The following is a 22,133-nucleotide window of genomic DNA, read 5'->3' on the forward strand; positions in this document are numbered from 1 at the left end:
CATTATTCTCCTTGCGGCGCGGCTGCCGGAGCATCTGCCTGAGGTACTGGTGCAGGTGCGGCTTCAGCCGGTGATGTGGATGGCTGGGCCAGCAAATTACGCACGCGAGTCTGCATTAGCTTCTCAAGAATAACCTGGCTCTGAAGTGTTTCCGGTACGTCCATGCTGATGCTTTGCTGGCTCAGTTGATCGACCTCTTCAAGGAACGCTTTTGTCGCCGCATCGTCAGTGTCGTAATAGGCGCGAACCCACGTGGAGACATTTTCCAGCGCCTGGCGGTATGTTTCTTCCTGATGGCGAGGTACGGCTTGCGCCGCCACTAGCAGGCGTGAACGGATGTTCTCACGTAAGTAAACATCCTGGTTTGGCGCCAGTAGCGGGACGGCGGTTTCATCACGACGGCGAATGGTGATAAAACTGTCCATAAAGTTCTGCCAGCTTTTTTGCAGATTGACGCGCCATTCGCTAATGGAACTGGAAAGCTCGCTGCTGTCAGAATCCATCGGTGAATCATCGGTATCGTTATCAGCCAGACGCAGGTTATCAATTTGGTTAGCGAGCTGGTTTACCTTGAGGATAATGCCATCATAGTCGACCTGAGTTACCGCAGAGAGGCTGGCGATATCGTCGGTAATCGCGCGACGAGCGGCAATTAAACTGGGGTCATTCATGTCAGCCAGGCTGGCGTCGGCGCTTTTCAGCAACGCTGCGGCGGTGGTAACGTCCTGATCGCTCCATAATTTACGCCCCGCCAGTTTCACCAGAAAATCGGCCTGCGCCAGTAGCCATGTTTTGGCATCGCTTCCGGAGATAGTGGCGATTTTTTGCTGAACCTCATCAAGCTGTTTGGCCAGCGCAGTCTGCTGGCGATTGGCTTCATCCAGCTGTGTTGCCTGCTGCTTAATAATGCCTTCCAACTCGGTCTTTTGGGTTTCTTGCGCTTTTTGCAGCGCCATGAGCTGGTTTGCCAGCGCATCACTGGTTGCTGTCTGCGTAGTGGCCTGCTGTTTTCCCCAGCCATACAGCCCCACACCTGCCGCCAGCGCAATAGCAATCGCCACCGCGCTCAGAATCAGCGCCGTGCTGTTCTTACTCTTTTTTTCAGTATTGACTGGCTGTGATGTGGTTTCCACGGCCTCCCTGGTCTCTTCAACCACGGCGGAGGTTTTTTCTTGTTCCGTCATTATGGCATCCCATTATGAGAGTTATTGTAATGCGCGTAGCAGCGCATCGTTGTCAGCGTTATCAGCGACCTTAATATCTTGCCAGCCCAGTTCCCGGGCGAGGTGCGCCAGACGCTCACTGACGACCAGCAGCCGACAGCGTAGTAACCAGTGCTCACGATACCATTGCGGAATGAGCGACCAGAGCTGTTGTAGCATCTCTCCGCTGGTGACAACCAGCGTGGTCACGCCGCGAGATTGCCAGCGCATCGCTTCCTCTGCGCCATCGTAATGTTTTGCACTGCGTTGATAACATTCACAAAAATCGACATCAGCTCCGCGTGCTGTCAGGGTTTCACCTATTAGCTCGCGGCCACCGTTGCCGCGTAATATCAGTGCGCGTTTTCCCGCAATATTTTGTAATTCAGGTAATTGTAGCAAGACTTCGCTGATTTCCCGATCCAGAGGGTAGTGAATATTGCATCCGCTCACGGTGTGTAACGCCAGCGCCGTTGTACGGCCGATGGCAAAATAGTGCGGGAGAGTGGACCAACTTACCCCTTGCCGCTGAAGCTCGGCATCGGCAAAGGTGACGGCGTGCTGCGAGAGTGCGAAGACCAGATCGTTTTCGGTGAGCGCCGAAAGACGGGGGGCAAGTGTTGGCAGTTCCCGGCCCGGCGCGAACTCAATAAGCGGAAAGCTCCAGGCCACCTGCCCCAGTGTGCGCAGACGGCTCACTAACTCTTCCCCAGAGGGAGACGGGCGGGTGACCAGAATACTCATGCGGGGGCATCTCCGTTATAAACTTCAGCCAGAATGGCGCGAGCACCGTTTTCCAGCAGTTCTTCTGCCAGAGATATACCCATTTTTTCCGCATCCTGCGCGGTGCCGCGACGTTCTCCGCATACCATCTGCGAACCGTCAGGCGCGCCAACCAGCGCTCGTAGCCAAATCTCACCGTTGATGAGTTCGGCATAACTGCCGATGGGCACCTGACATCCCCCTTCCAGGCGGGTGTTCATGGCACGTTCGGCTTTGACGCGTAGCGCAGTTTCTTCATGGTTGAGCGGCGCTAACAGCGCCTGAGTGCGCATGTCATCCAGTCGACATTCTATGCCAACTGCGCCTTGTCCGACCGCAGGCAGGGAGACTTCTGGCGGCAGAGCAGTACGGATTCGCGACTCCAGTCCTAAGCGTTTTAATCCGGCGACCGCCAGAATAATCGCGTCGTAGTCGCCGTTATCCAGTTTGCTCAGGCGAGTGCCTACGTTGCCGCGCAGCGAACGGATGATGAGGTCCGGACGACGCTTCGCCAACTGGCACTGGCGACGTAAGCTGGACGTTCCAACGATGCTACCTGCCGGGAGTTCATCCAGCGTGTTGTACTTATTGGAGACAAAAGCATCACGCGGATCTTCACGCTCGCAAATGGTGACCAGTCCAAGACCGTCAGGGAATTCAACCGGCACATCCTTCATGGAGTGCACGGCGATATCGGCGCGTTTTTCCAGTAGTGCGACTTCCAGCTCTTTAACAAACAAACCTTTACCCCCGACTTTTGCCAGTGGGGTATCCAGAATCACGTCGCCACGGGTCACCATGGGAACCAGTTCCACGATCAGACCGGGGTGGTTTGCCATTAAGGCGTCTTTGACATAATGTGCCTGCCAGAGCGCAAGGGGGCTTTGGCGTGTGGCAATTCTCAAAACATTGTCTAACATGCTTGTTACCGTCATTATCAATCATTGACCATCCTAACATCCTTATCAAAGGGATGTCAGCGTTACGCTCAAACGTAAGTGAGAGGAAAAGGCGCTGCATCATCACTGGCAGTGATTAATGACGAGAAACCTCCCGACCGTATGAAGGAATTTACACGTAACGAACGGTGCTACACTTGTAAGTAGCGCATCTTTCTTTACGGTCAATGAGCAAGGTGTTAAATTGATCACGTTTTAGACCATTTTTTCATCTGTAACTAATAAAAGTGCAGGTGAAAAAGGTAACGGTTATTTTTGACATACGGTTTATCCGGATTGATAACGAGGGTGGTGAGCGTTTGCGCCGCCGCTATCGACACCATGACGGATGCAACATCAGGCGATACGTCTTGTACCTCTATATTGAGACTCTGAAACAGAGACTGGATGCCATAAATCAACTGCGTGTGGATCGCGCGCTTGCTGCCATGGGACCTGCCTTCCAGCAGGTATACAGTCTGCTGCCGACATTATTGCACTACCACCACCCACTGATGCCGGGTTACCTCGATGGTAACGTTCCCAAAGGCATATGCTTTTACACGCCTGATGAAACCCAACGCCACTACCTGAATGAGCTGGAACTGTACCGCGGTATGTCACCGCAGGATCCCCCAAAGGGCGAACTGCCGATCACTGGCGTTTACTCGATGGGCAGTACCTCTTCGGTAGGGCAAAGCTGTTCGTCTGACCTTGATATCTGGGTCTGCCATCAATCCTGGCTGGATAGCGAAGAGCGCCAGTTGCTGCAGCGTAAATGTAGCCTGCTGGAAAGTTGGGCCGCGTCGCTGGGCGTGGAAGTCAGTTTCTTCCTGATTGACGAAAACCGTTTCCGTCACAATGAAAGCGGCAGTCTGGGTGGTGAGGACTGTGGCTCGACGCAGCATATTCTGCTGCTTGATGAATTCTATCGCACCGCTGTGCGCCTCGCGGGTAAACGTATTCTGTGGAATATGGTGCCGGGCGACGAAGAAGAGCATTACGACGATTACGTCATGACGCTCTACGCACAAGGGGTGCTAACGCCAAACGAATGGTTGGATCTCGGCGGGCTCAGTTCGCTCTCTGCCGAAGAGTATTTTGGCGCCAGCCTCTGGCAGTTGTACAAGAGTATCGACTCCCCGTACAAAGCGGTGCTGAAAACGCTGCTGCTGGAAGCCTATTCCTGGGAATACCCCAATCCACGCCTGTTGGCGAAAGACATTAAACAGCGCCTGCACGACGGCGAGATTGTCTCTTTTGGTCTCGACCCATACTGCATGATGCTGGAGCGCGTGACCGAATACCTCACGGCGATCGAAGACCCGACGCGTCTGGATTTAGTGCGTCGATGTTTCTACTTAAAAGTCTGTGAGAAACTGAGCCGTGAACGCGCCTGCGTGGGCTGGCGTCGTGAAGTATTAAGTCAGTTAGTGACAGAGTGGGGTTGGGATGAAGCCCGTCTGACCATGCTGGATAATCGCGCTAACTGGAAAATTGACCAGGTACGCGAAGCGCACAACGAACTGCTCGACGCAATGATGCAGAGCTATCGTAATTTGATCCGTTTTGCGCGCCGTAACAATCTTAGCGTCAGCGCCAGCCCGCAGGATATCGGCGTGCTGACCCGTAAGCTGTATGCTGCGTTTGAAGCGTTGCCGGGTAAGGTCACGCTGGTGAACCCGCAGATATCTCCGGATCTCTCGGAACCGAATCTGACCTTTATCCATGTACCGCCGGGTCGTGCCAACCGTTCGGGTTGGTATCTTTACAACCGTGCGCCTAACATGGATTCGATCATCAGCCATCAGCCGCTGGAATATAACCGTTACCTCAATAAGCTGGTAGCGTGGGCGTGGTTTAACGGTCTGCTGACCTCGCGTACGCATTTGTTTATTAAGGGTAACGGTATTGTCGACTTGCCGAAGCTGCAGGAGATGGTCGCTGATGTGTCGCACCACTTCCCGCTGCGTCTGCCGGCACCGACGCCAAAAGCGCTATACAGCCCGTGCGAAATTCGTCATCTGGCGATTATCGTTAACCTCGAATATGACCCGACGGCGGCGTTTCGCAATCAGGTGGTGCATTTTGATTTCCGTAAGCTGGATGTCTTCAGCTTTGGCGAAGAGCAAAATTGTCTGGTGGGTAGCGTAGACCTGCTGTATCGCAACTCGTGGAATGAAGTGCGAACCCTGCACTTCAACGGCGAGCAGGCGATGATTGAAGCGTTAAAAACGATTCTGGGCAAAATGCATCAGGATGCCGCACCGCCGGATAGCGTCGAGGTCTTCTGCTATAGCCAGCATCTGCGCGGTTTAATTCGTACTCGCGTACAGCAACTGGTGTCTGAGTGCATCGAATTACGCCTGTCCAGTACGCGCCAGGAAACCGGACGCTTTAAAGCACTGCGTGTTTCCGGCCAGACATGGGGACTGTTCTTCGAACGCCTGAACGTCTCGGTGCAGAAGCTGGAAAACGCGATTGAATTCTATGGCGCGATTTCACACAACAAACTGCATGGGCTTTCCGTTCAGGTTGAAACCAACCATGTGAAACTCCCGTCGGTGGTGGACGGATTTGCCAGTGAAGGGATCATTCAGTTCTTTTTCGAAGAAACGGGTGATGAGCAGGGCTTTAACATCTACATTCTGGACGAGAGTAACCGGGTCGAGGTGTATCACCACTGTGAAGGTAGCAAAGAGGAACTGGTACGCGACGTCAGCCGTTTCTATTCATCGTCGCACGATCGCTTCACTTACGGCTCCAGTTTTATCAACTTTAACCTGCCGCAGTTTTATCAGATTGTGAAAACTGACGGGCGCGCGCAGGTGATCCCGTTCCGCACCCAGCCGATTAGTCCAGTCCCGCAAACCAGTCAGGATAACGACACGCCGCTGTTGCAGCAGTATTTTTCGTGAACATGATGCCGGATGCCGGTGTAAACACCTTATCCGGCAATCACACTTAGCGGAAGCTCACCTCTTCACCTGCCTGCTGCGTTGCCGCCTGTTCCAGCAGATCCCAGAACGTTTCGCCGCTGCGATCGCAGATCCACTCGTCGCCTTTCAGATCAAAGTGGTAGCCGCCCTGTTTGGTCGCCAGCCACACCTGGTGCAGCGGCTCCTGACGGTTAATGATAATTTTACTGCCGTTTTCGAAGCTGATGGTCAGCACGCCGCCGTTGATTTCACAATCGATATCGCTGTCGCCGTCCCAGTCGTCCAGGCGTTCTTCAATGGTCATCCACAGGGTGTCGGCAAGGCGATGAAATTCACTGTCGTTCATTTTTTTATCCTGTTTTTCGTGATGGTCGCAGTATAACGCGGAATAAATCACGTTGCAGTTTTTAGCCAAACTCTTGCTTTTACGCCTTCTCCTGCGATGATAGAAAACAGAAAGCATGAACTTACAGGCAATCCATAATGAAAAACGTGTTTCAGGCACTCGCTGTACTTTTTACACTGTTCAGCCTGACGGGCTGTGGTCTGAAGGGACCTCTCTATTTCCCGCCAGCAGACAAAAACGCGCCGCCTCCGACGAAGAGCATTCAGTCACCAGCACAATCTACGACGCCAGATAAAAACGATCGTGGAATCAGTGATGGACCTTCTCAGGTGAATTACTGACGGTAAGTTTCTGTACCCGCGTGAACGGAGTAAACAATGCAATTCTCTAAAATGCATGGCCTTGGCAACGATTTTATGGTCGTCGACGCGGTAACGCAGAATGTCTTTTTCTCACCCGAGCTGATCCGCCGCCTGGCCGACAGACATCTCGGCGTTGGATTTGATCAACTGCTGGTGGTTGAGCCTCCATACGATCCGGAGCTGGATTTCCACTACCGTATTTTTAATGCCGACGGCAGTGAAGTGTCACAGTGTGGCAATGGCGCCCGCTGTTTTGCCCGCTTTGTTCGCCTGAAAGGGCTGACCAATAAGCGCGATATTCGCGTCAGTACCGCGAATGGCCGGATGGTATTAAGCGTAACGGATGATGAGCTGGTGCGGGTCAACATGGGTGAACCCAACTTTGAACCCTCGCAGGTCCCTTTTCGTGCCAATAAAGCAGAGAAGACCTATATTATGCGAGTGGCCGAGCAGACAGTATTGTGCGGCGTGGTTTCAATGGGGAATCCGCACTGCGTGATTCAGGTTGATGATGTTGATACGGCCACGGTAGAAACACTGGGACCGGTTCTGGAAAGCCACGAGCGCTTCCCTGAACGCGCCAATATCGGCTTCATGCAAGTGGTCAAGCGTGAGCATATTCGACTGCGTGTTTATGAGCGCGGAGCGGGTGAAACGCAGGCCTGCGGCAGCGGGGCGTGCGCCGCTGTTGCGGTTGGTATTCAGCAGGGCCTGCTGGCAGATGAAGTGAGGGTGGAATTACCGGGCGGTCGACTTGATATCGCCTGGAAAGGTCCGGGTCATCCGTTATATATGACTGGCCCGGCGGCACATGTCTACGACGGATTTATTCACTTATGAAGCAACCAGGGGAAGAACTACAGGAAACGCTCATGGAACTGGACGACCGGGCGGTCGTCGATTATCTGCAACGTAATCCTGAGTTTTTTATCCGTAATGCTCAAGCGGTTGAAGCGATGCGCGTCCCGCACCCGGTGCGGGGCACGGTCTCTTTAGTTGAATGGCATATGGCTCGGGCACGCAATCATATCAACGTGCTGGAAGAGAACATGGCGCTGTTGATGGAACAAGCGAATGCCAACGAAAGCCTGTTCTATCGACTGTTAAATCTGCAAGGACGACTGGTGTCCGCGAACAGTCTCGACGACATGCTGATGCGACTTCATCGCTGGGCGCGTGAGTTAGGGCTGGCGGGAGCGACGGTTCGTCTGTTCCCGGATCGCTGGCGACTTGGCGCGCCATCAAAATTCACCCATCTGGCATTAAGCCGTCAGGCTTTTGAACCGTTGCGTATCCAGCGTCTGGGTCAGTCGCAGCACTATCTTGGGCCGCTTAATGGTCCGGAATTGCTGGTGATGATGCCGGAGGCGAAAGCCATAGGCTCAGTCGCGATGTCGATGCTCGGGCAGGATGGATCCCTTGGCGTGATGCTGTTCAGCAGTCGTGATGTTAATCATTACCAGCAGGGGCAAGGCACGCAATTGCTGCAGGAAATCTCGCTGATGTTGCCGGAGCTGCTGGAGCGCTGGATTGAACGCGTATGACCGATTCACCCCTTTCTCAGGATGTGGCGCGCTTTTTGCGCTATCTGGGCGTTGAGCGCCAGCTTAGCCCGATCACATTGCTTAATTATCAGCGTCAGCTTGATGCCATCATCGCGTTAGCCGGTGAAACCGGTCTGCAAAGCTGGCAGCAGTGTGATGCGCTCATGGTTCGTAGTTTTGCCGTGCGCAGCCGCCGTAAAGGGCTGGGACCGGCGAGTCTGGCTTTGCGCCTGTCTGCACTGCGCAGTTTCTTCGACTGGATGGTCAGTCAGGGCGAGCTGAACGCCAATCCGGCAAAAAGCGTTTCCGCACCCAAAGCGCCGCGTCATCTGCCTAAAAATATCGACGTCGACGACGTTAATCGCCTGCTGGATATCGATCTCAACGATCCCCTCGCCGTGCGCGACCGTGCGATGCTGGAAGTGATGTACGGTGCCGGGCTGCGTTTATCTGAACTGGTTGGGCTGGATATTAAACATCTCGATCTCGACACCGGCGAAGTGTGGGTGATGGGCAAGGGCAGTAAAGAGCGCCGCCTGCCGATTGGCCGCAATGCGGTGGCGTGGATTGAGCACTGGCTGGATCTGCGCGGACTCTTTGGTTGCGATGACGATGCGCTATTTCTGTCAAAACTGGGCAAACGCATCTCTGCGCGGAACGTGCAGAAACGCTTTGCTGAATGGGGTATCAAGCAGGGGCTGAACAGCCACGTACATCCCCACAAATTACGCCACTCCTTTGCGACGCATATGCTGGAGTCGAGCGGCGATCTGCGCGGAGTGCAGGAGTTATTGGGTCATGCCAATCTCTCCACAACCCAAATCTATACCCATCTTGATTTTCAACACCTGGCTTCAGTGTACGATGCGGCGCATCCGCGCGCCAAACGGGGGAAATAATGCGTTTTTACCGGCCTTTGGGGCGCATTTCTGCGCTCACCTTTGACCTTGATGACACCCTTTACGATAACCGTCCCGTTATCACACGCACCGAGCAGGAAGCGCTCGCGTTTGTACAGAATTACCATCCGGCGCTGAGTTCGCTGCAAAATAGCGACCTCCAGCGCTTACGTCAGGCCGTTCGCGACGCCGAGCCGGAAATCTACCACGATGTTACCCAATGGCGTCACCGTGCCGTAGAGCGCGCTATGCTGGAAGCGGGTTTGTCAGCGGCAGAAGCCAGAATGGGGGCGAATGCGGCAATGATGAATTTTGCCAAATGGCGTAGCCGCATTGAAGTCCCGCAGGCGACGCATGACACGCTGAAGGCGCTGGCTCGCAAATGGCCGCTGGTGGCGATCACCAACGGTAACGCGCAGCCGGAACTGTTTGGCCTGGGTGATTACTTTGAGTTTGTGCTGCGCGCCGGTCCCGATGGGCGATCAAAACCGTTCAGCGACATGTACACGCTGGCGGCGGAAAAACTGAAAATGCCTGTAGGTGAGATCCTGCATGTGGGTGATGACCTGACGACAGACGTCGCGGGTGCCATCCGTTGTGGTATGCAGGCCTGCTGGATCAAACCGGAAAATGCCGACCTGATGCACACCGCAGACAGTCGTTTGCTTCCGCATATCGAAATTTCACAGTTGGCATCTCTGACCTCGCTGATATAATCACCAACAACTCTGTATAAATTCCCAGGGGTCCGGCTGGGCCCTGTTGATTCCGGCGGTGCCAATGGACGTTTCTTACCTGCTCGATAGCCTCAATGACGAACAGCGCCAGGCTGTGGCCGCGCCACGCAGCAACATGTTGGTTCTGGCAGGCGCGGGGAGTGGTAAAACGCGCGTGCTTGTGCACCGTATCGCCTGGTTACTGACGGTAGAGAACAACTCGCCGTACTCGATTATGGCGGTAACCTTTACCAACAAAGCGGCGGCGGAAATGCGCCACCGTATTGGTCAGATCATGGGAACCAGCCAGGGCGGTATGTGGGTGGGTACGTTCCACGGTCTGGCGCACCGTCTGCTGCGCGCGCACCATATGGATGCCAACCTGCCGCAGGATTTCCAGATCCTCGACAGCGAAGACCAACTGCGTCTGCTCAAGCGCCTGATCAAGGCGATGAACCTGGATGAGAAGCAGTGGCCGCCGCGTCAGGCGATGTGGTTTATCAATAGCCAGAAAGACGAAGGGCTGCGTCCGCACCACCTGCAAAGCTACGGTAACCCGGTTGAACAAACCTGGCAGAAAGTGTATCAGGCTTACCAGGAAGCGTGTGACCGCGCCGGGTTGGTGGATTTCGCCGAGCTGCTGCTGCGCGCCCATGAACTGTGGCTCAACAAGCCGCATATCCTGCAGCACTATCGCGAACGCTTTACTAATATCCTGGTGGACGAATTCCAGGATACCAACAACATTCAATACGCCTGGATCCGCCTGCTGGCGGGCGATACCGGTAAAGTGATGATCGTGGGTGATGACGACCAGTCGATCTACGGCTGGCGCGGAGCGCAGGTGGAAAACATCCAGCGCTTCCTCACCGATTTCCCGGGCGCAGAAACCATTCGCCTCGAGCAGAATTACCGCTCGACCAACAATATCCTCAGCGCAGCTAACGCCCTGATTGAGAACAACAACGGGCGTCTGGGTAAAAAGCTGTGGACCGACGGAGTCGACGGTGAACCGATCTCGCTGTACTGCGCGTTCAACGAACTCGATGAAGCGCGCTTTGTGGTCAATCGTATCAAGACCTGGCAGGACAACGGTGGTGCGCTTGAACAATGCGCTATTCTGTACCGCAGCAACGCCCAGTCGCGCGTACTGGAAGAGGCGTTGTTACAGGCCAGCATGCCGTACCGTATTTATGGCGGGATGCGCTTCTTCGAACGCCAGGAAATCAAAGATGCTCTCTCCTACCTGCGCCTGATCGCTAGCCGTAATGATGACGCGGCGTTTGAGCGCGTAGTAAATACGCCGACGCGCGGGATTGGCGATCGTACTTTAGATGTGGTGCGCCAGACCTCCCGTGACCGCCAGCTAACGTTGTGGCAGGCTTGTCGTGAGCTGTTGCAGGAAAAAGCCCTCGCGGGACGCGCTGCCAGCGCCTTACAGCGTTTTATGGAGCTGATTGACGCCCTGGCGCAGGAGACCGCCGATATGCCGCTGCACGTGCAGACTGACCGGGTGATTAAAGACTCCGGGCTGCGCATGATGTACGAGCAGGAAAAAGGCGAGAAGGGCCAGACGCGTATCGAAAACTTAGACGAACTGGTGACGGCAACGCGGCAGTTCAGCTACAACGAGGAAGATGAAGACTTAATGCCGCTGCAGGCGTTCCTGTCTCACGCCGCGCTGGAGGCGGGCGAAGGGCAGGCGGATACCTGGCAGGACGCGGTACAGCTGATGACCCTGCACTCGGCGAAAGGTCTGGAGTTCCCGCAGGTGTTTATCGTCGGCATGGAAGAAGGCATGTTCCCCAGCCAGATGTCGCTGGACGAAGGCGGACGTCTCGAAGAGGAACGCCGCCTGGCCTACGTCGGCGTGACCCGCGCAATGCAAAAGCTGACGCTGACCTACGCCGAAACGCGTCGTCTGTACGGCAAAGAGGTTTACCATCGCCCGTCGCGCTTTATTGGTGAACTGCCGGAAACGTGTGTTGAAGAGGTACGTCTGCGCGCCACGGTCAGCCGTCCGGTGAGCCATCAGCGAATGGGCACGCCAATGGCGGAAAATGATACCGGCTATAAGCTTGGCCAGCGGGTGCGCCATGCCAAGTTTGGCGAGGGCACCATTGTCAATCTGGAAGGCAGCGGCGAGCACAGTCGTTTGCAGGTCGCGTTCCAGGGGCAGGGAATTAAATGGCTGGTGGCGGCCTATGCCCGACTGGAAACGGTATAACTTTCAGAAAAATATCATTATTTTGTAACGATCTGCTAGCCTTACTGATGAGCAGGTAATTTATCCAGGCTAGCGTTTCGTTGCGTGTTGACGTCAAAATTTTGCTGGCGTAACATGCGCGCACGATTACGCTAAGAGGACATTCGCCTTGGACACACCCAGTAGATACTGGCTCATTATCCTGTCATCCAGGATCAACTCCTAAGGCTATCCCTTTTTGCTGATAGCCTTCGCGGTTGTCAGCGACCTTCTGTTTTTTCCCGTCGCGCTGAGTCAGGCTGTTTAATGGTCTGAAACCCAATTTGTTTCTGTGTGCCCTCCGAACTGTCCGATAATTTTTTGCATTGGGAGTCCCGGTCATGCTGAGCGCATTTCAACTGGAAAACAATCGTTTAACTCGCCTTGAGGCAGACGAGATCGAGCACCTGGCCAGTTCGGTTTGGGTCGATTTAGTCGAGCCGGATGACGAAGAACGAAACCGTGTGCAAAAGGACTTGGGCCAGAATCTGGCTACGCGCCCTGAACTGGAAGACATCGAAGCATCCGCGCGTTTTTTTGAAGACGAAGACGGTCTGCACATTCACTCCTTCTTCTTTTATGAAGACGCCGACGATCACGCGGGTAACTCAACCGTCGCATTTACTATTCGCGAAGGCCGTCTGTTTACCCTGCGCGAGCGCGAATTGCCGGCCTTTCGCCTGTACCGCATGCGTGCGCGTAACCAGGCTATGGTGGATGGCAATGCCTACGAGCTGTTGCTCGACCTGTTCGAAACCAAAATTGAACAGCTGGCGGATGAGATCGAAAACATCTACAGCGACCTGGAAAAACTCAGCCGTGTGATCATGGAAGGGCGTCAGGGCGATGAATATGACGAAGCGCTGTCGACGCTGGCGGAACTGGAAGATATCGGCTGGAAGGTACGTCTGTGTCTGATGGATACCCAGCGCGCACTGAATTTCCTGGTGCGTAAAGCGCGGTTGCCGGGCAGTCAGCTGGAGCAGGCGCGTGAGATCCTGCGCGATATCGAATCTCTGCTGCCGCACAATGAATCGCTGTTCCAGAAGGTTAACTTCCTGATGCAGGCGGCGATGGGCTTTATTAACATTGAGCAGAACCGCATCATCAAGATCTTCTCGGTGGTCTCCGTGGTGTTCCTGCCGCCGACGCTGGTGGCTTCAAGCTACGGGATGAACTTTGAATTCATGCCGGAACTGCACTGGAGCTTTGGTTATCCTGGGGCGATTGTCTTTATGATGCTCGCCGGTCTGGCGCCGTATCTGTACTTTAAGCGGAAGAACTGGCTGTAATGGCGGTGACTTATCCGGCCTACGGTGATGTGCTTTTGTAGGCCGGATAAGCGAAGCGCCATCCGGCAATCCCCTAGCTCCGACGAACCCGTCGTTGCGTATAAATCGCATCCATCACGAAAATCGCCAGCGCGACCCAGATAAACGCAAATGTGACCATTTTATCCGCACCCGGTACTTCACCGTAGAACGTTACCGCCAGCAGGAACATCAGCGTAGGGCCAATGTACTGGAAAAAACCCAGCGTCGACAGACGCAGGCGGGTTGCCGCGCCGGTAAAGCACAGCAGCGGTATGGTGGTCACGACACCCGCAGCAATCAGCAGCAGATTGAGCGACATCGGGTTTTGCCCCATATGGCTGGTTGGGCTGTCCGCAATACCAAACAGATAGATGGCTGCAACGGGTAAAAGCCACAGGGTTTCGATCAGCATGCCGGTTTGTGCTTCGACCGCAATCTTCTTGCGCACCAGACCATAGAAAGCAAAGCTGAACGCCAGTCCCAGCGCGATTATTGGCAGCGATCCAAAGGTCCACAGCTGTACCAGCACGCCGCAGGCGGCTAATAGTACCGCCAGCCACTGCATGCGACGAAAGCGTTCGCCGAGGAAAAGCATTCCCAGCACAATATTCACCAGTGGGTTAATAAAATAGCCGAGGCTGGCTTCCAGCATATGGTGATTATTGACCGCCCAAATGAACAGCAGCCAGTTTCCGCCGATGAGCACCGCCGAGAGCGCCAGCAGGAAGATCTTCTTTGGTGTTTGGAGCAATGTTTTGACACCCGACCACTGGCGGCTGATGCTCATCAGCACCACCATGAAGAAAAATGACCAGATGACGCGGTGCGTCAGGATCTCATCTGCCGGGACATAGTAAATCAGCTTGAAGTAGGCAGGAGCGATACCCCAAATAAAATAAGCAGCAAGAGCGAGTAACACGCCCTGCCGCGTTTGTTTAGCATCCATCGGGAAAACTCATTGCAGAAATGTAACAGCAGTTTACCTTTTTTTGGCTGCTTACCCCACCATATAAGTGGCGGTTGCGCTGGCAATATAAAGCTGTTCTTCGTTATGCAGTTCCACGCGTGCAACGGCGACTTTATTACCCGCCCGCAGCAGGCTGCTGGTGGCGGTAAAGCGGTTCCCTCTACCAGGGCGCAGGTAATCAACGCGCAAATCGATGGTTCCCATGCGTGACATCCGCTGACGCAGTTCGTCTTCGCTGATCGTTTCATGGCGAGTCAGCGTACTCCCAACGCACACCAGTCCGGCGGCGACGTCCAGCGCCGAGGCGATCACGCCGCCATGCAAAATGCTTTGCGCCCAGTTGCCGACCATCATCGGTTGGTTATTAAAGGCTAATTGAGCAAATTCTTTCTCATAGCGTTCAAGCTCCAGTCCCAGCGCCCGGTTAAACGGCATATGATAGACAAACATTTCACCCACTAACTTCAGCGCTTCCTCAGCAGTAAGTACGGCAGACATACGATCTCTATATCTCAATGGTTAATTAAATGTTGATATTATGCTTATTATTTGTTGTTTTCTACTTTAGGACGGGATGATTAACGAGGAACTCGCTAAGTATGTATACCCGTCATACTTCAAGTTGCATGTGCGTTGGCAGCGTCTGCTCACCCCAGTCACTTACTTTAGTAAGCTCCTGGGGTTTACAGACTTGCCGCCTTCCTGCAATTTGAATTATTTAGGGTATAGAATACTTGTCAGAAAATTATACAATTCATCAATATTTTGGTTCAGGAGAACAGTACTGATGCGGGCGATTCTGGGATGGTTACTACCAGCAGTCATGCTGCCGTTGACCGCGTATGCGCAGGAAGCGACAGTGAAAGAGATTCATGATGCACCAGCAGTGAGAGGCAGTATTATCGCCAACATGCTGGAGGAGCATGACAACCCTTTCACGCTTTATCCCTATGACACCAACTATCTTATCTACACCAATACCAGCGACATGAACAAAGAGGCGATCAGCAGCTATAGCTGGTCCGAAAATGCGCGCAAAGATGAGGTTAAGTTTCAGCTAAGCCTGGCGTTTCCGCTCTGGCGCGGGATATTAGGCCCAAATTCGGTACTCGGTGGTTCCTATACCCAGAAGTCCTGGTGGCAGCTTTCGAATAGTGAAGAGTCTTCACCGTTTCGCGAAACCAACTACGAACCGCAATTGTTCCTCGGTTTCGCCACCGACTATCGCTTTGCCGGTTGGACGCTTCGTGATGTCGAAATGGGTTATAACCATGACTCCAACGGCCGCTCCGATCCCACTTCACGTAGCTGGAACCGTCTTTATACTCGTCTGATGGCTGAAAATGGTAACTGGCTGGTGGAAGTTAAGCCGTGGTACGTCATCGGCAGCACTGACGATAACCCGGATATCACAAAATATATGGGCTACTATCAGCTGAAAATGGGTTATCACCTGGGTGACGCGGTCATCAGTGTGAAAGGCCAGTACAACTGGAATACCGGCTACGGTGGCGCAGAGCTGGGAGCCAGTTACCCCATCACGAAGCATGTGCGTCTTTACACCCAGGTTTACAGCGGTTACGGCGAATCGTTGATTGACTATAACTTCAATCAGACCCGTGTTGGTGTGGGCGTGATGCTTAACGATATCTTCTGACAGGTATTGAGAGTATTTTAATCATTGCAGTTTCTCTCTCAGGCGCTGAAAATAGCGCCTGTTTTTATTTCAGGCTAATGGGGTTAATGTGGCGCAGGCGGAAGTGTTGAATCTGGAAATGGGCGCTAAACAGGTTTTGCAGGAAACCTTTGGCTACCAACAGTTTCGCCCGGGTCAGGAAGAAATCATTGATACCGTAATCTCCGGTCGCGACTGCCTGGTCGTTATGCCGACCGGTGGCGGTAAATCCCTGTGCTATCAGATTCCCGCATTATTGCTCAATGGGCTCACCGTTGTTGTTTCTCCGCTGATTTCTCTGATGAAAGATCAGGTCGATCAACTGCTGGCCAACGGCGTGGCCGCAGCATGCCTTAACTCCACTCAAAGTCGCGAGCAGCAGCTTGAGGTGATGGCAGGCTGTCGCAGCGGACAGATTCGCCTGTTGTACATTGCGCCTGAGCGCCTGATGCTGGATAACTTCCTTGAGCATCTGGCGCACTGGAATCCGGTGCTGCTGGCGGTAGATGAAGCGCACTGTATTTCGCAATGGGGACATGATTTCCGCCCGGAATACGCGGCGCTGGGCCAGTTACGTCAGCGTTTCCCAACCCTGCCGTTTGTGGCGCTGACCGCGACCGCGGATGAAACCACCCGGCTGGATATTGTGCGTCTGCTGGGACTCAACGACCCGTTAATTCAGATCAGCAGCTTTGACCGCCCGAACATTCGCTACATGTTGATGGAGAAGTTTAAGCCGCTCGATCAGCTGATGCGCTACGTGCAAGAGCAGCGCGGTAAGTCCGGCATTATCTACTGTAACAGTCGCGCTAAAGTAGAAGACACCGCCGCGCGTCTGCAAAGCCGGGGCATCAGTGCCGGGGCTTATCATGCCGGGCTGGAAAATACCGTACGCGCTGACGTGCAGGAGAAATTTCAGCGCGACGACCTGCAAATCGTGGTGGCGACCGTGGCGTTCGGTATGGGGATCAACAAACCCAACGTACGCTTCGTGGTGCATTTTGATATTCCGCGCAACATCGAGTCCTATTACCAGGAAACCGGCCGCGCCGGGCGTGACGGCCTGCCTGCGGAAGCAATGCTGTTTTACGATCCGGCTGATATGGCATGGCTACGCCGTTGTCTCGAAGAAAAGCCCGCCGGACAACTGCTGGATATCGAGCGCCATAAGCTCAATGCGATGGGGGCGTTTGCCGAGGCGCAAACCTGTCGTCGCCTGGTGCTGCTGAATTATTTTGGCGAAGGGCGTCAGGAGCCGTGCGGTAACTGCGATATCTGTCTTGACCCGCCAAAACAGTACGACGGACTCATGGATGCGCGCAAAGCGCTGTCGACGATTTACCGTGTGAATCAACGCTTTGGTATGGGTTATGTCGTTGAGGTTCTGCGTGGCGCGAATAACCAGCGTATTCGCGAGCTGGCCCATGACAAGCTGCCGGTCTACGGCATTGGTCGTGAGCAAAGCCATGAACACTGGGTGAGCGTTATTCGCCAGCTTATTCATCTTGGACTGGTGACGCAGAATATTGCTCATCACTCCGCGTTACAGTTAACCGAAGCCGCGCGTCCGGTGCTGCGCGGTGAAGTTCCACTACAGCTTGCGGTGCCGCGTATTGTGGCGCTGAAACCGCGCGCGATGCAGAAATCCTTCGGCGGTAATTACGATCGCAAACTGTTCGCCAAATTGCGTAAGCTGCGTAAAGCCATTGCCGATGAAGAGAACATCCCACCGTACGTGGTGTTCAACGACGCCACGCTGATTGAAATGGCGGAGCAGATGCCAGTTTCAGCGAGCGAAATGCTGAGCGTCAACGGTGTGGGGATGCGTAAACTTGAGCGTTTCGGTAAAGAGTTTATGGCGCTTATTCGCGCACACGTTGATGGTGACGACGAAGAGTAGTCAGCCGGGCAAAAAAGTGCCAGGATGGTGACTCACTGAACTATTCCCCCGCGAGTCATTTTTATGTTAACGCTATTTTTCACCGTTGCGTTGGTGCACATCGTTGCGCTGATGAGTCCCGGTCCCGATTTCTTTTTTGTTTCTCAAACTGCGGTTAGCCGTTCGCGCAAAGAAGCGATGATGGGCGTGCTGGGTATTACCTGTGGCGTCATGGTCTGGGCTGGCGTGGCACTGCTCGGCCTGCATCTGATTATCGAAAAAATGGCCTGGCTGCACACCATTATTATGGTAGGTGGGGGGCTGTATCTGTGCTGGATGGGCTACCAGATGCTGCGCGGCGCATTTAAAAAACAGGATGTTGCGACCCCGACACCACAGGTTGAGCTGGCGCAGAGCGGACGCAGCTTCTTGAAAGGTCTGCTGACCAATCTGGCGAACCCTAAAGCCATTATCTATTTTGGCTCCGTCTTCTCGTTATTTGTTGGCGACAACGTGGGAACGGGCGCGCGTTGGGGGATTTTTGCTCTGATTATCGTGGAAACGCTGGCGTGGTTTACCGTGGTCGCCAGCCTGTTTGCGCTGCCGAAAATGCGTCGTGGCTATCAGCGTCTGGCGAAGTGGATTGATGGTTTTGCTGGCGCGTTGTTCGCGGGTTTCGGCATCCACCTGATTATTTCGCGCTAAGTTTGTTACCCGCCTGGGAGCCCCAGGCGGAGTACGGTTTATTGCGCAAGCTTCTGTAATTCATCCTTCGAAAGGCCGGTCATTTCCATAATCGCATCGGTATCCAGACCTCGCTTGAGCATTGCTTTTGCTACATCAGTGAGGGCAATGCGTTTGCCCTCTTCACGTAGTTGATCCGCCATTGTCATCAGTTTGTCTCCATGCTGCGGCACACGCTGTGCCAGCTTATACAGTAATGTCTGAACATCTTGTGTATTCCCTGCTTGCACCATGTAGTTTACCAGCACGGTTATTTGTTGTCCGCTCATCTTCTCCAGCATAAACAGGCGGGTAAGTTTATCCAGCAGCTGTGCCATGTCGCGCTGGCGAATATGCTTTTGCACTAATGTCAGCGCCGCCATACTGCGATGCTGCATGATTTCATCATCTGGAATAACCGTCACATCCACCAACGGAAACGGTGTGCTGTAAAGTTGAAGGGCGGTTCCCGAATCCTCAAAGTGATCCAGCCAGTTCATTGAGCCTTGCCATGGGCTTTGCTTGCCATGGTAAAAGAGCACTGGAATCACCAGCGGTAGAGTGTCGTTTCCAGCCTCAAGATGACGCTGCATCGCTGCGATAGCGTAGCGCATCAGGCGAAATGACATATGCTTGTCAGGTGAGCTTTGATGCTCGATGAGCACATGTACATAGCCATGCCCGCTGGTGGTTTCCAGTGAGTAGAGAATATCGCTGAAATAGGGGCGCAGATCGTCCTCCACAAAACTGCCTGATTCCAGACGGAGCGTTTCCAGTTTGCAGATTTTAATTAACGAAGGCGGAAGATGAAGTTCAATAAAGTCCCGCGCGGTTTCCACGCGGGAGAGGAAGGTCTTAAATACTGCGTCATGGGGTGTCGTTGCTTCCGCCATCGTCCATCATCCGTGAGAAGTGAGAGTGGCGGCATTCTGACTCTGGTATTCAACACCTAACAGCGCAGAATAAAAGACTTTTCCTCCTTTGCGGCTAAGTATGGAAAGTCATATTCAGACGCTCATACTGTTAGCATTTCTTTGCGAGTGCCGTTCCATTTGCTAGGCATGCCTTGCCGATGCCAGCAGGGCGCCTATCAGCATAAACAGTGAACCGAACACTTTGTTCAGCGCCTTCATTTGCTTTGGCCCTTTAATCCAGCCAGCAATGCGCGTGGCCAGCGTCGCGTAACCGATCATCACAATGATATCGACCACAATGGTCGTGACGCCAAGCACCACGTACTGCATCAGCTGCGGTTCCTGCGGCAGGATAAACTGCGGGAACAGGGCGGCAAGAAAAACAATGCTCTTGGGGTTGGTCAGATTCACAAAGACCGCGCGTTTGAACAGGCGGCTGCGCGATTGTGTATTCGCCATGGTGTTCAGATCGATAGCACCCGCCGCGCGCCATTGTTGAATACCCAGCCAAATCAGATAGGCCGCTCCCGCCCACTTCAGCACCTCAAACGCGATCACCGAACGTGAAAATAGCGTTCCCAGCCCCACGCCTACCAAAACGATATGAATGCCCAGCCCGGTCTGTAAACCCGCAATCGACGCGCTGGCACCGCGATAACCATGGCTGATGGCGGTGGTCATAGTGTTGATTGCGCCAGAGCCTGGAGACAAGCTCAAAATAATAGAGGTCAGCAGGTAGGCGAACCACCATTCAAAGGTCATGAGAAACTCCCGGATTGTCTATTTTTATGCCACAATACGCTACTGCCGTTAGGTTGTGTCAGCGACGGCGAAAAAAACGATTTTACTTGGTCAGCGAGGCTGGATACCCGATGTTTCAGCAGCAAAAAGACTGGGAAACAAGAGAAAACGCGTTTGCTGCTTTTTCCATGGGGCCACTGACAGATTTCTGGCGTCAGCGGGAAGAAGCGGAATTTACGGGCGTGGATGATATCCCCGTACATTTTGTGCGTTTTCATGCAGAAAAAAACGATCGCGTCATCGTCGTCTGTCCTGGACGCATTGAAAGCTACGTGAAATATGCTGAACTGGCGTATGACCTGTTTCATTCTGGTTTTGACGTGCTCATTATCGATCACCGTGGTCAGGGGCGTTCCGGGCGAATGCTTTCTGATCCACATCGCGGTCATGTCGATAACTTTAATGACTATGTCGACGATCTAACCGCCTTCTGGCAGCAGGAAGTGCTACCCGGTCCGTGGAGAAAACGCTATATACTGGCGCATTCTATGGGCGGAGCGATTGCCACATTGTTCCTGCAGCGCCACCCGAATCAGTGTGATGCCATCGCGCTTTGCGCGCCAATGTTTGGTATTGTGATGCGCTTTCCCGACTGGATGGTGCGCCACATTCTTGACTGGGCTGAAGGGCATCCGCGCATCCGTGAAGGCTATGCGATGGGAACCGGTCGCTGGCGGGCGCTGCCATTCGGTATGAATGCGCTCACGCATAGTCGACAGCGCTATCGGCGTAACCTACGCTTCTACGCAGATGATCCGCGGTTACGTGTGGGTGGCCCTACCTATCACTGGGTGCGTGAAGGCATTCAGGCGGGCGAACAGGTTCTGGCTGGCGCGGGAGACGACGCGACGCCGACGCTGCTGATTCAGGCTGAAGAAGAGCGTGTAGTGGATAACCGCATGCACGATCGTTTTTGTGAACTCCGCGCTGCAGCAGGCCATCCGGTAGAAGGAGGTCAGCCGCTTGTCATAAAAGGCGCGTACCATGAGATCCTTTTCGAAAAGGACGCAATGCGCTCAGTCGCGCTTAACGCTATTGTTGATTTTTTCAACAGGCATAACTCATCCAGCGGAACTCGCTTTTCCTAGAGGTTTAATTTTCTTATGTATCAGGTTGTTGCGTCTGATTTAGACGGTACGCTGCTTTCTCCCGACCATACTTTGTCCCCTTATGCCAAAGAGACGCTAAAACTACTGACGGCTCGCGGTGTTCACTTCGTGTTTGCCACCGGTCGTCATCATGTTGATGTGGGGCAAATTCGCGATAACCTCGGCATTAAAACCTACATGATCACCTCCAACGGCGCGCGGGTGCATGATTCTGACGGGAATCTGGTGTTTTCCCATAACCTGGATCGCGACATTGCCAGCGACCTGTTTGGCGTAGTGAATGCAAACCCGGACATCGTGACCAACGTTTATCGCGATGATGAATGGTTTATGAATCGTCATCGTCCGGACGAAATGCGATTCTTCAAAGAAGCAGTGTTTAACTATTCCCTGTTTGAACCTGCATTACTGGAGCCTGAAGGCGTCAGCAAAGTGTTCTTCACCACCGACTCTCACGAAAGACTGCTACCGCTGGAGCAGGCGATTAACGCCCGCTGGGGCGATCGCGTCAACGTCAGCTTCTCTACGCTTACCTGTCTGGAAGTCATGGCGGGCGGCGTGTCGAAAGGTCATGCGCTGGAAGCGGTAGCGAAAGCGATGGGCTACAGCCTGAAAGACTGCATCGCTTTTGGCGATGGGATGAACGATGCGGAAATGCTCTCTATGGCGGGCAAAGGCTGCATCATGGGCAACGCCCACCAGCGCCTGAAGGATCTGCACCCAGAACTGGAAGTCATTGGTCTTAATGCTGACGATGCCGTGCCGCACTACCTGCGCGATCTCTTTTTAAAGTAATTGT

22 protein-coding genes are annotated in these 22,133 nt (G+C 53.8%); 14 read left to right on the top strand and 8 right to left on the bottom strand.

Annotated features, from left to right (window positions below):
• Positions 1-2 precede the first annotated feature (2 nt).
• From hemX to hemC, 3 genes are read right to left on the bottom strand one after another with little or no spacing between them, the layout of a single operon-like run.
• Positions 3-1,184, bottom strand: a complete 1,182-nt coding sequence (gene hemX, locus AL515_RS01775) for a uroporphyrinogen-III C-methyltransferase (protein ID WP_048214073.1) — start codon at positions 1,182-1,184, stop codon at positions 3-5.
• Between the two features lie 21 nt (positions 1,185-1,205).
• Positions 1,206-1,946, bottom strand: coding sequence for a uroporphyrinogen-III synthase (hemD, locus tag AL515_RS01780; RefSeq protein ID WP_061066916.1), 741 nt, complete (start codon positions 1,944-1,946; stop codon positions 1,206-1,208).
• Positions 1,943-2,884, bottom strand: coding sequence for a hydroxymethylbilane synthase (hemC, locus tag AL515_RS01785; RefSeq protein WP_061068786.1), 942 nt, complete (start codon positions 2,882-2,884; stop codon positions 1,943-1,945). The genes hemD and hemC overlap by 4 nt, the downstream gene beginning before the upstream one ends.
• A 389-nt stretch (positions 2,885-3,273) precedes the next feature.
• Between hemC and cyaA the strand changes: the two genes are divergently transcribed.
• On the top strand, positions 3,274-5,820 hold the full coding sequence (cyaA, locus tag AL515_RS01790; protein WP_048214075.1) for a class I adenylate cyclase: 2,547 nt from the start codon (positions 3,274-3,276) through the stop codon (positions 5,818-5,820).
• 46 nt (positions 5,821-5,866) lie between these two features.
• Here the strand turns inward: cyaA and cyaY are convergent, their stop codons facing one another.
• On the bottom strand, positions 5,867-6,187 hold the full coding sequence (gene cyaY, locus AL515_RS01795) for an iron donor protein CyaY (RefSeq protein ID WP_003828967.1): 321 nt from the start codon (positions 6,185-6,187) through the stop codon (positions 5,867-5,869).
• Positions 6,188-6,324: 137 nt separating this feature from the next.
• Here cyaY and lptM point away from each other — a divergent pair, with 137 nt between their 5' ends.
• From lptM to corA, 8 genes are all read left to right on the top strand, one after another.
• On the top strand, positions 6,325-6,528 hold the full coding sequence (gene lptM, locus AL515_RS01800; RefSeq protein ID WP_005133315.1) for an LPS translocon maturation chaperone LptM: 204 nt from the start codon (positions 6,325-6,327) through the stop codon (positions 6,526-6,528).
• Between the two features lie 36 nt (positions 6,529-6,564).
• Positions 6,565-7,389, top strand: a complete 825-nt coding sequence (gene dapF, locus AL515_RS01805; protein ID WP_005133314.1) for a diaminopimelate epimerase — start codon at positions 6,565-6,567, stop codon at positions 7,387-7,389.
• Entirely contained in the window at positions 7,386-8,093 is a 708-nt protein-coding gene (locus AL515_RS01810) for a DUF484 domain-containing protein (RefSeq protein WP_061066917.1), read from the top strand. Before dapF ends, AL515_RS01810 begins: the two co-directional genes overlap by 4 nt.
• A complete protein-coding gene (gene xerC, locus AL515_RS01815; protein ID WP_061066918.1) occupies positions 8,090-8,992 on the top strand; it encodes a tyrosine recombinase XerC in 903 nt (300 codons plus the stop codon). The genes AL515_RS01810 and xerC overlap by 4 nt, the downstream gene beginning before the upstream one ends.
• On the top strand, positions 8,992-9,708 hold the full coding sequence (gene yigB / locus AL515_RS01820) for a 5-amino-6-(5-phospho-D-ribitylamino)uracil phosphatase YigB (protein ID WP_061066919.1): 717 nt from the start codon (positions 8,992-8,994) through the stop codon (positions 9,706-9,708). The genes xerC and yigB overlap by 1 nt, the downstream gene beginning before the upstream one ends.
• Before the next feature lie 64 nt (positions 9,709-9,772).
• Entirely contained in the window at positions 9,773-11,935 is a 2,163-nt protein-coding gene (uvrD, locus tag AL515_RS01825; protein WP_061066920.1) for a DNA helicase II, read from the top strand.
• Positions 11,936-12,083: 148 nt separating this feature from the next.
• Positions 12,084-12,140 (top strand): YsgD/CorL family protein, encoded by a 57-nt coding sequence (gene ysgD / locus AL515_RS23735; protein WP_212723238.1) that lies wholly within the window; start codon positions 12,084-12,086, stop codon positions 12,138-12,140.
• Positions 12,141-12,294: 154 nt separating this feature from the next.
• The gene (corA, locus tag AL515_RS01830) at positions 12,295-13,245 is read left to right on the top strand and encodes a magnesium/cobalt transporter CorA (RefSeq protein WP_003017920.1); all 951 of its coding nucleotides are present in this window, start codon (positions 12,295-12,297) and stop codon (positions 13,243-13,245) included.
• A 73-nt stretch (positions 13,246-13,318) separates the two neighbouring features.
• On the opposite strand, the gene rarD is transcribed toward corA, so the two are convergent.
• Positions 13,319-14,212: an EamA family transporter RarD gene (gene rarD / locus AL515_RS01835; RefSeq protein WP_003841213.1), complete on the bottom strand. Its 894-nt coding sequence runs from the start codon at positions 14,210-14,212 to the stop codon at positions 13,319-13,321.
• Between the two features lie 51 nt (positions 14,213-14,263).
• The gene (gene yigI, locus AL515_RS01840) at positions 14,264-14,731 is read right to left on the bottom strand and encodes an acyl-CoA thioesterase YigI (RefSeq protein ID WP_003017917.1); all 468 of its coding nucleotides are present in this window, start codon (positions 14,729-14,731) and stop codon (positions 14,264-14,266) included.
• Between the two features lie 289 nt (positions 14,732-15,020).
• Here yigI and pldA point away from each other — a divergent pair, with 289 nt between their 5' ends.
• The 3 genes from pldA to rhtC all read left to right on the top strand — a co-directional run bounded on the left by pldA (position 15,021) and on the right by rhtC (position 18,492).
• Positions 15,021-15,890, top strand: coding sequence for a phospholipase A (gene pldA / locus AL515_RS01845; RefSeq protein ID WP_061066921.1), 870 nt, complete (start codon positions 15,021-15,023; stop codon positions 15,888-15,890).
• Positions 15,891-15,978: 88 nt separating this feature from the next.
• A complete protein-coding gene (gene recQ / locus AL515_RS01850) occupies positions 15,979-17,808 on the top strand; it encodes an ATP-dependent DNA helicase RecQ (RefSeq protein WP_061066922.1) in 1,830 nt (609 codons plus the stop codon).
• A gap of 63 nt (positions 17,809-17,871) precedes the next feature.
• The gene (rhtC, locus tag AL515_RS01855) at positions 17,872-18,492 is read left to right on the top strand and encodes a threonine export protein RhtC (RefSeq protein WP_016155134.1); all 621 of its coding nucleotides are present in this window, start codon (positions 17,872-17,874) and stop codon (positions 18,490-18,492) included.
• Between the two features lie 38 nt (positions 18,493-18,530).
• Here rhtC and AL515_RS01860 read toward each other — a convergent pair whose 3' ends face one another.
• The gene (locus AL515_RS01860) at positions 18,531-19,403 is read right to left on the bottom strand and encodes an Rpn family recombination-promoting nuclease/putative transposase (RefSeq protein ID WP_061066923.1); all 873 of its coding nucleotides are present in this window, start codon (positions 19,401-19,403) and stop codon (positions 18,531-18,533) included.
• Between the two features lie 162 nt (positions 19,404-19,565).
• Positions 19,566-20,186 carry a homoserine/homoserine lactone efflux protein gene (rhtB, locus tag AL515_RS01865; protein WP_003828938.1) on the bottom strand — a complete coding sequence of 207 codons (621 nt, stop codon included), beginning with the start codon at positions 20,184-20,186 and terminating at the stop codon, positions 19,566-19,568.
• A gap of 110 nt (positions 20,187-20,296) precedes the next feature.
• Between rhtB and pldB the strand changes: the two genes are divergently transcribed.
• Positions 20,297-21,313 (top strand): lysophospholipase L2, encoded by a 1,017-nt coding sequence (gene pldB, locus AL515_RS01870; RefSeq protein WP_061066924.1) that lies wholly within the window; start codon positions 20,297-20,299, stop codon positions 21,311-21,313.
• 15 nt (positions 21,314-21,328) lie between these two features.
• Positions 21,329-22,129, top strand: a complete 801-nt coding sequence (yigL, locus tag AL515_RS01875) for a sugar/pyridoxal phosphate phosphatase YigL (protein WP_061066925.1) — start codon at positions 21,329-21,331, stop codon at positions 22,127-22,129.
• Positions 22,130-22,133: the final 4 nt, after the last annotated feature.

It is taken from the genome of Citrobacter sp. FDAARGOS_156 (assembly GCF_001559235.2).
GTDB classification, from domain to species: Bacteria; Pseudomonadota; Gammaproteobacteria; order Enterobacterales; family Enterobacteriaceae; genus Citrobacter; species Citrobacter youngae.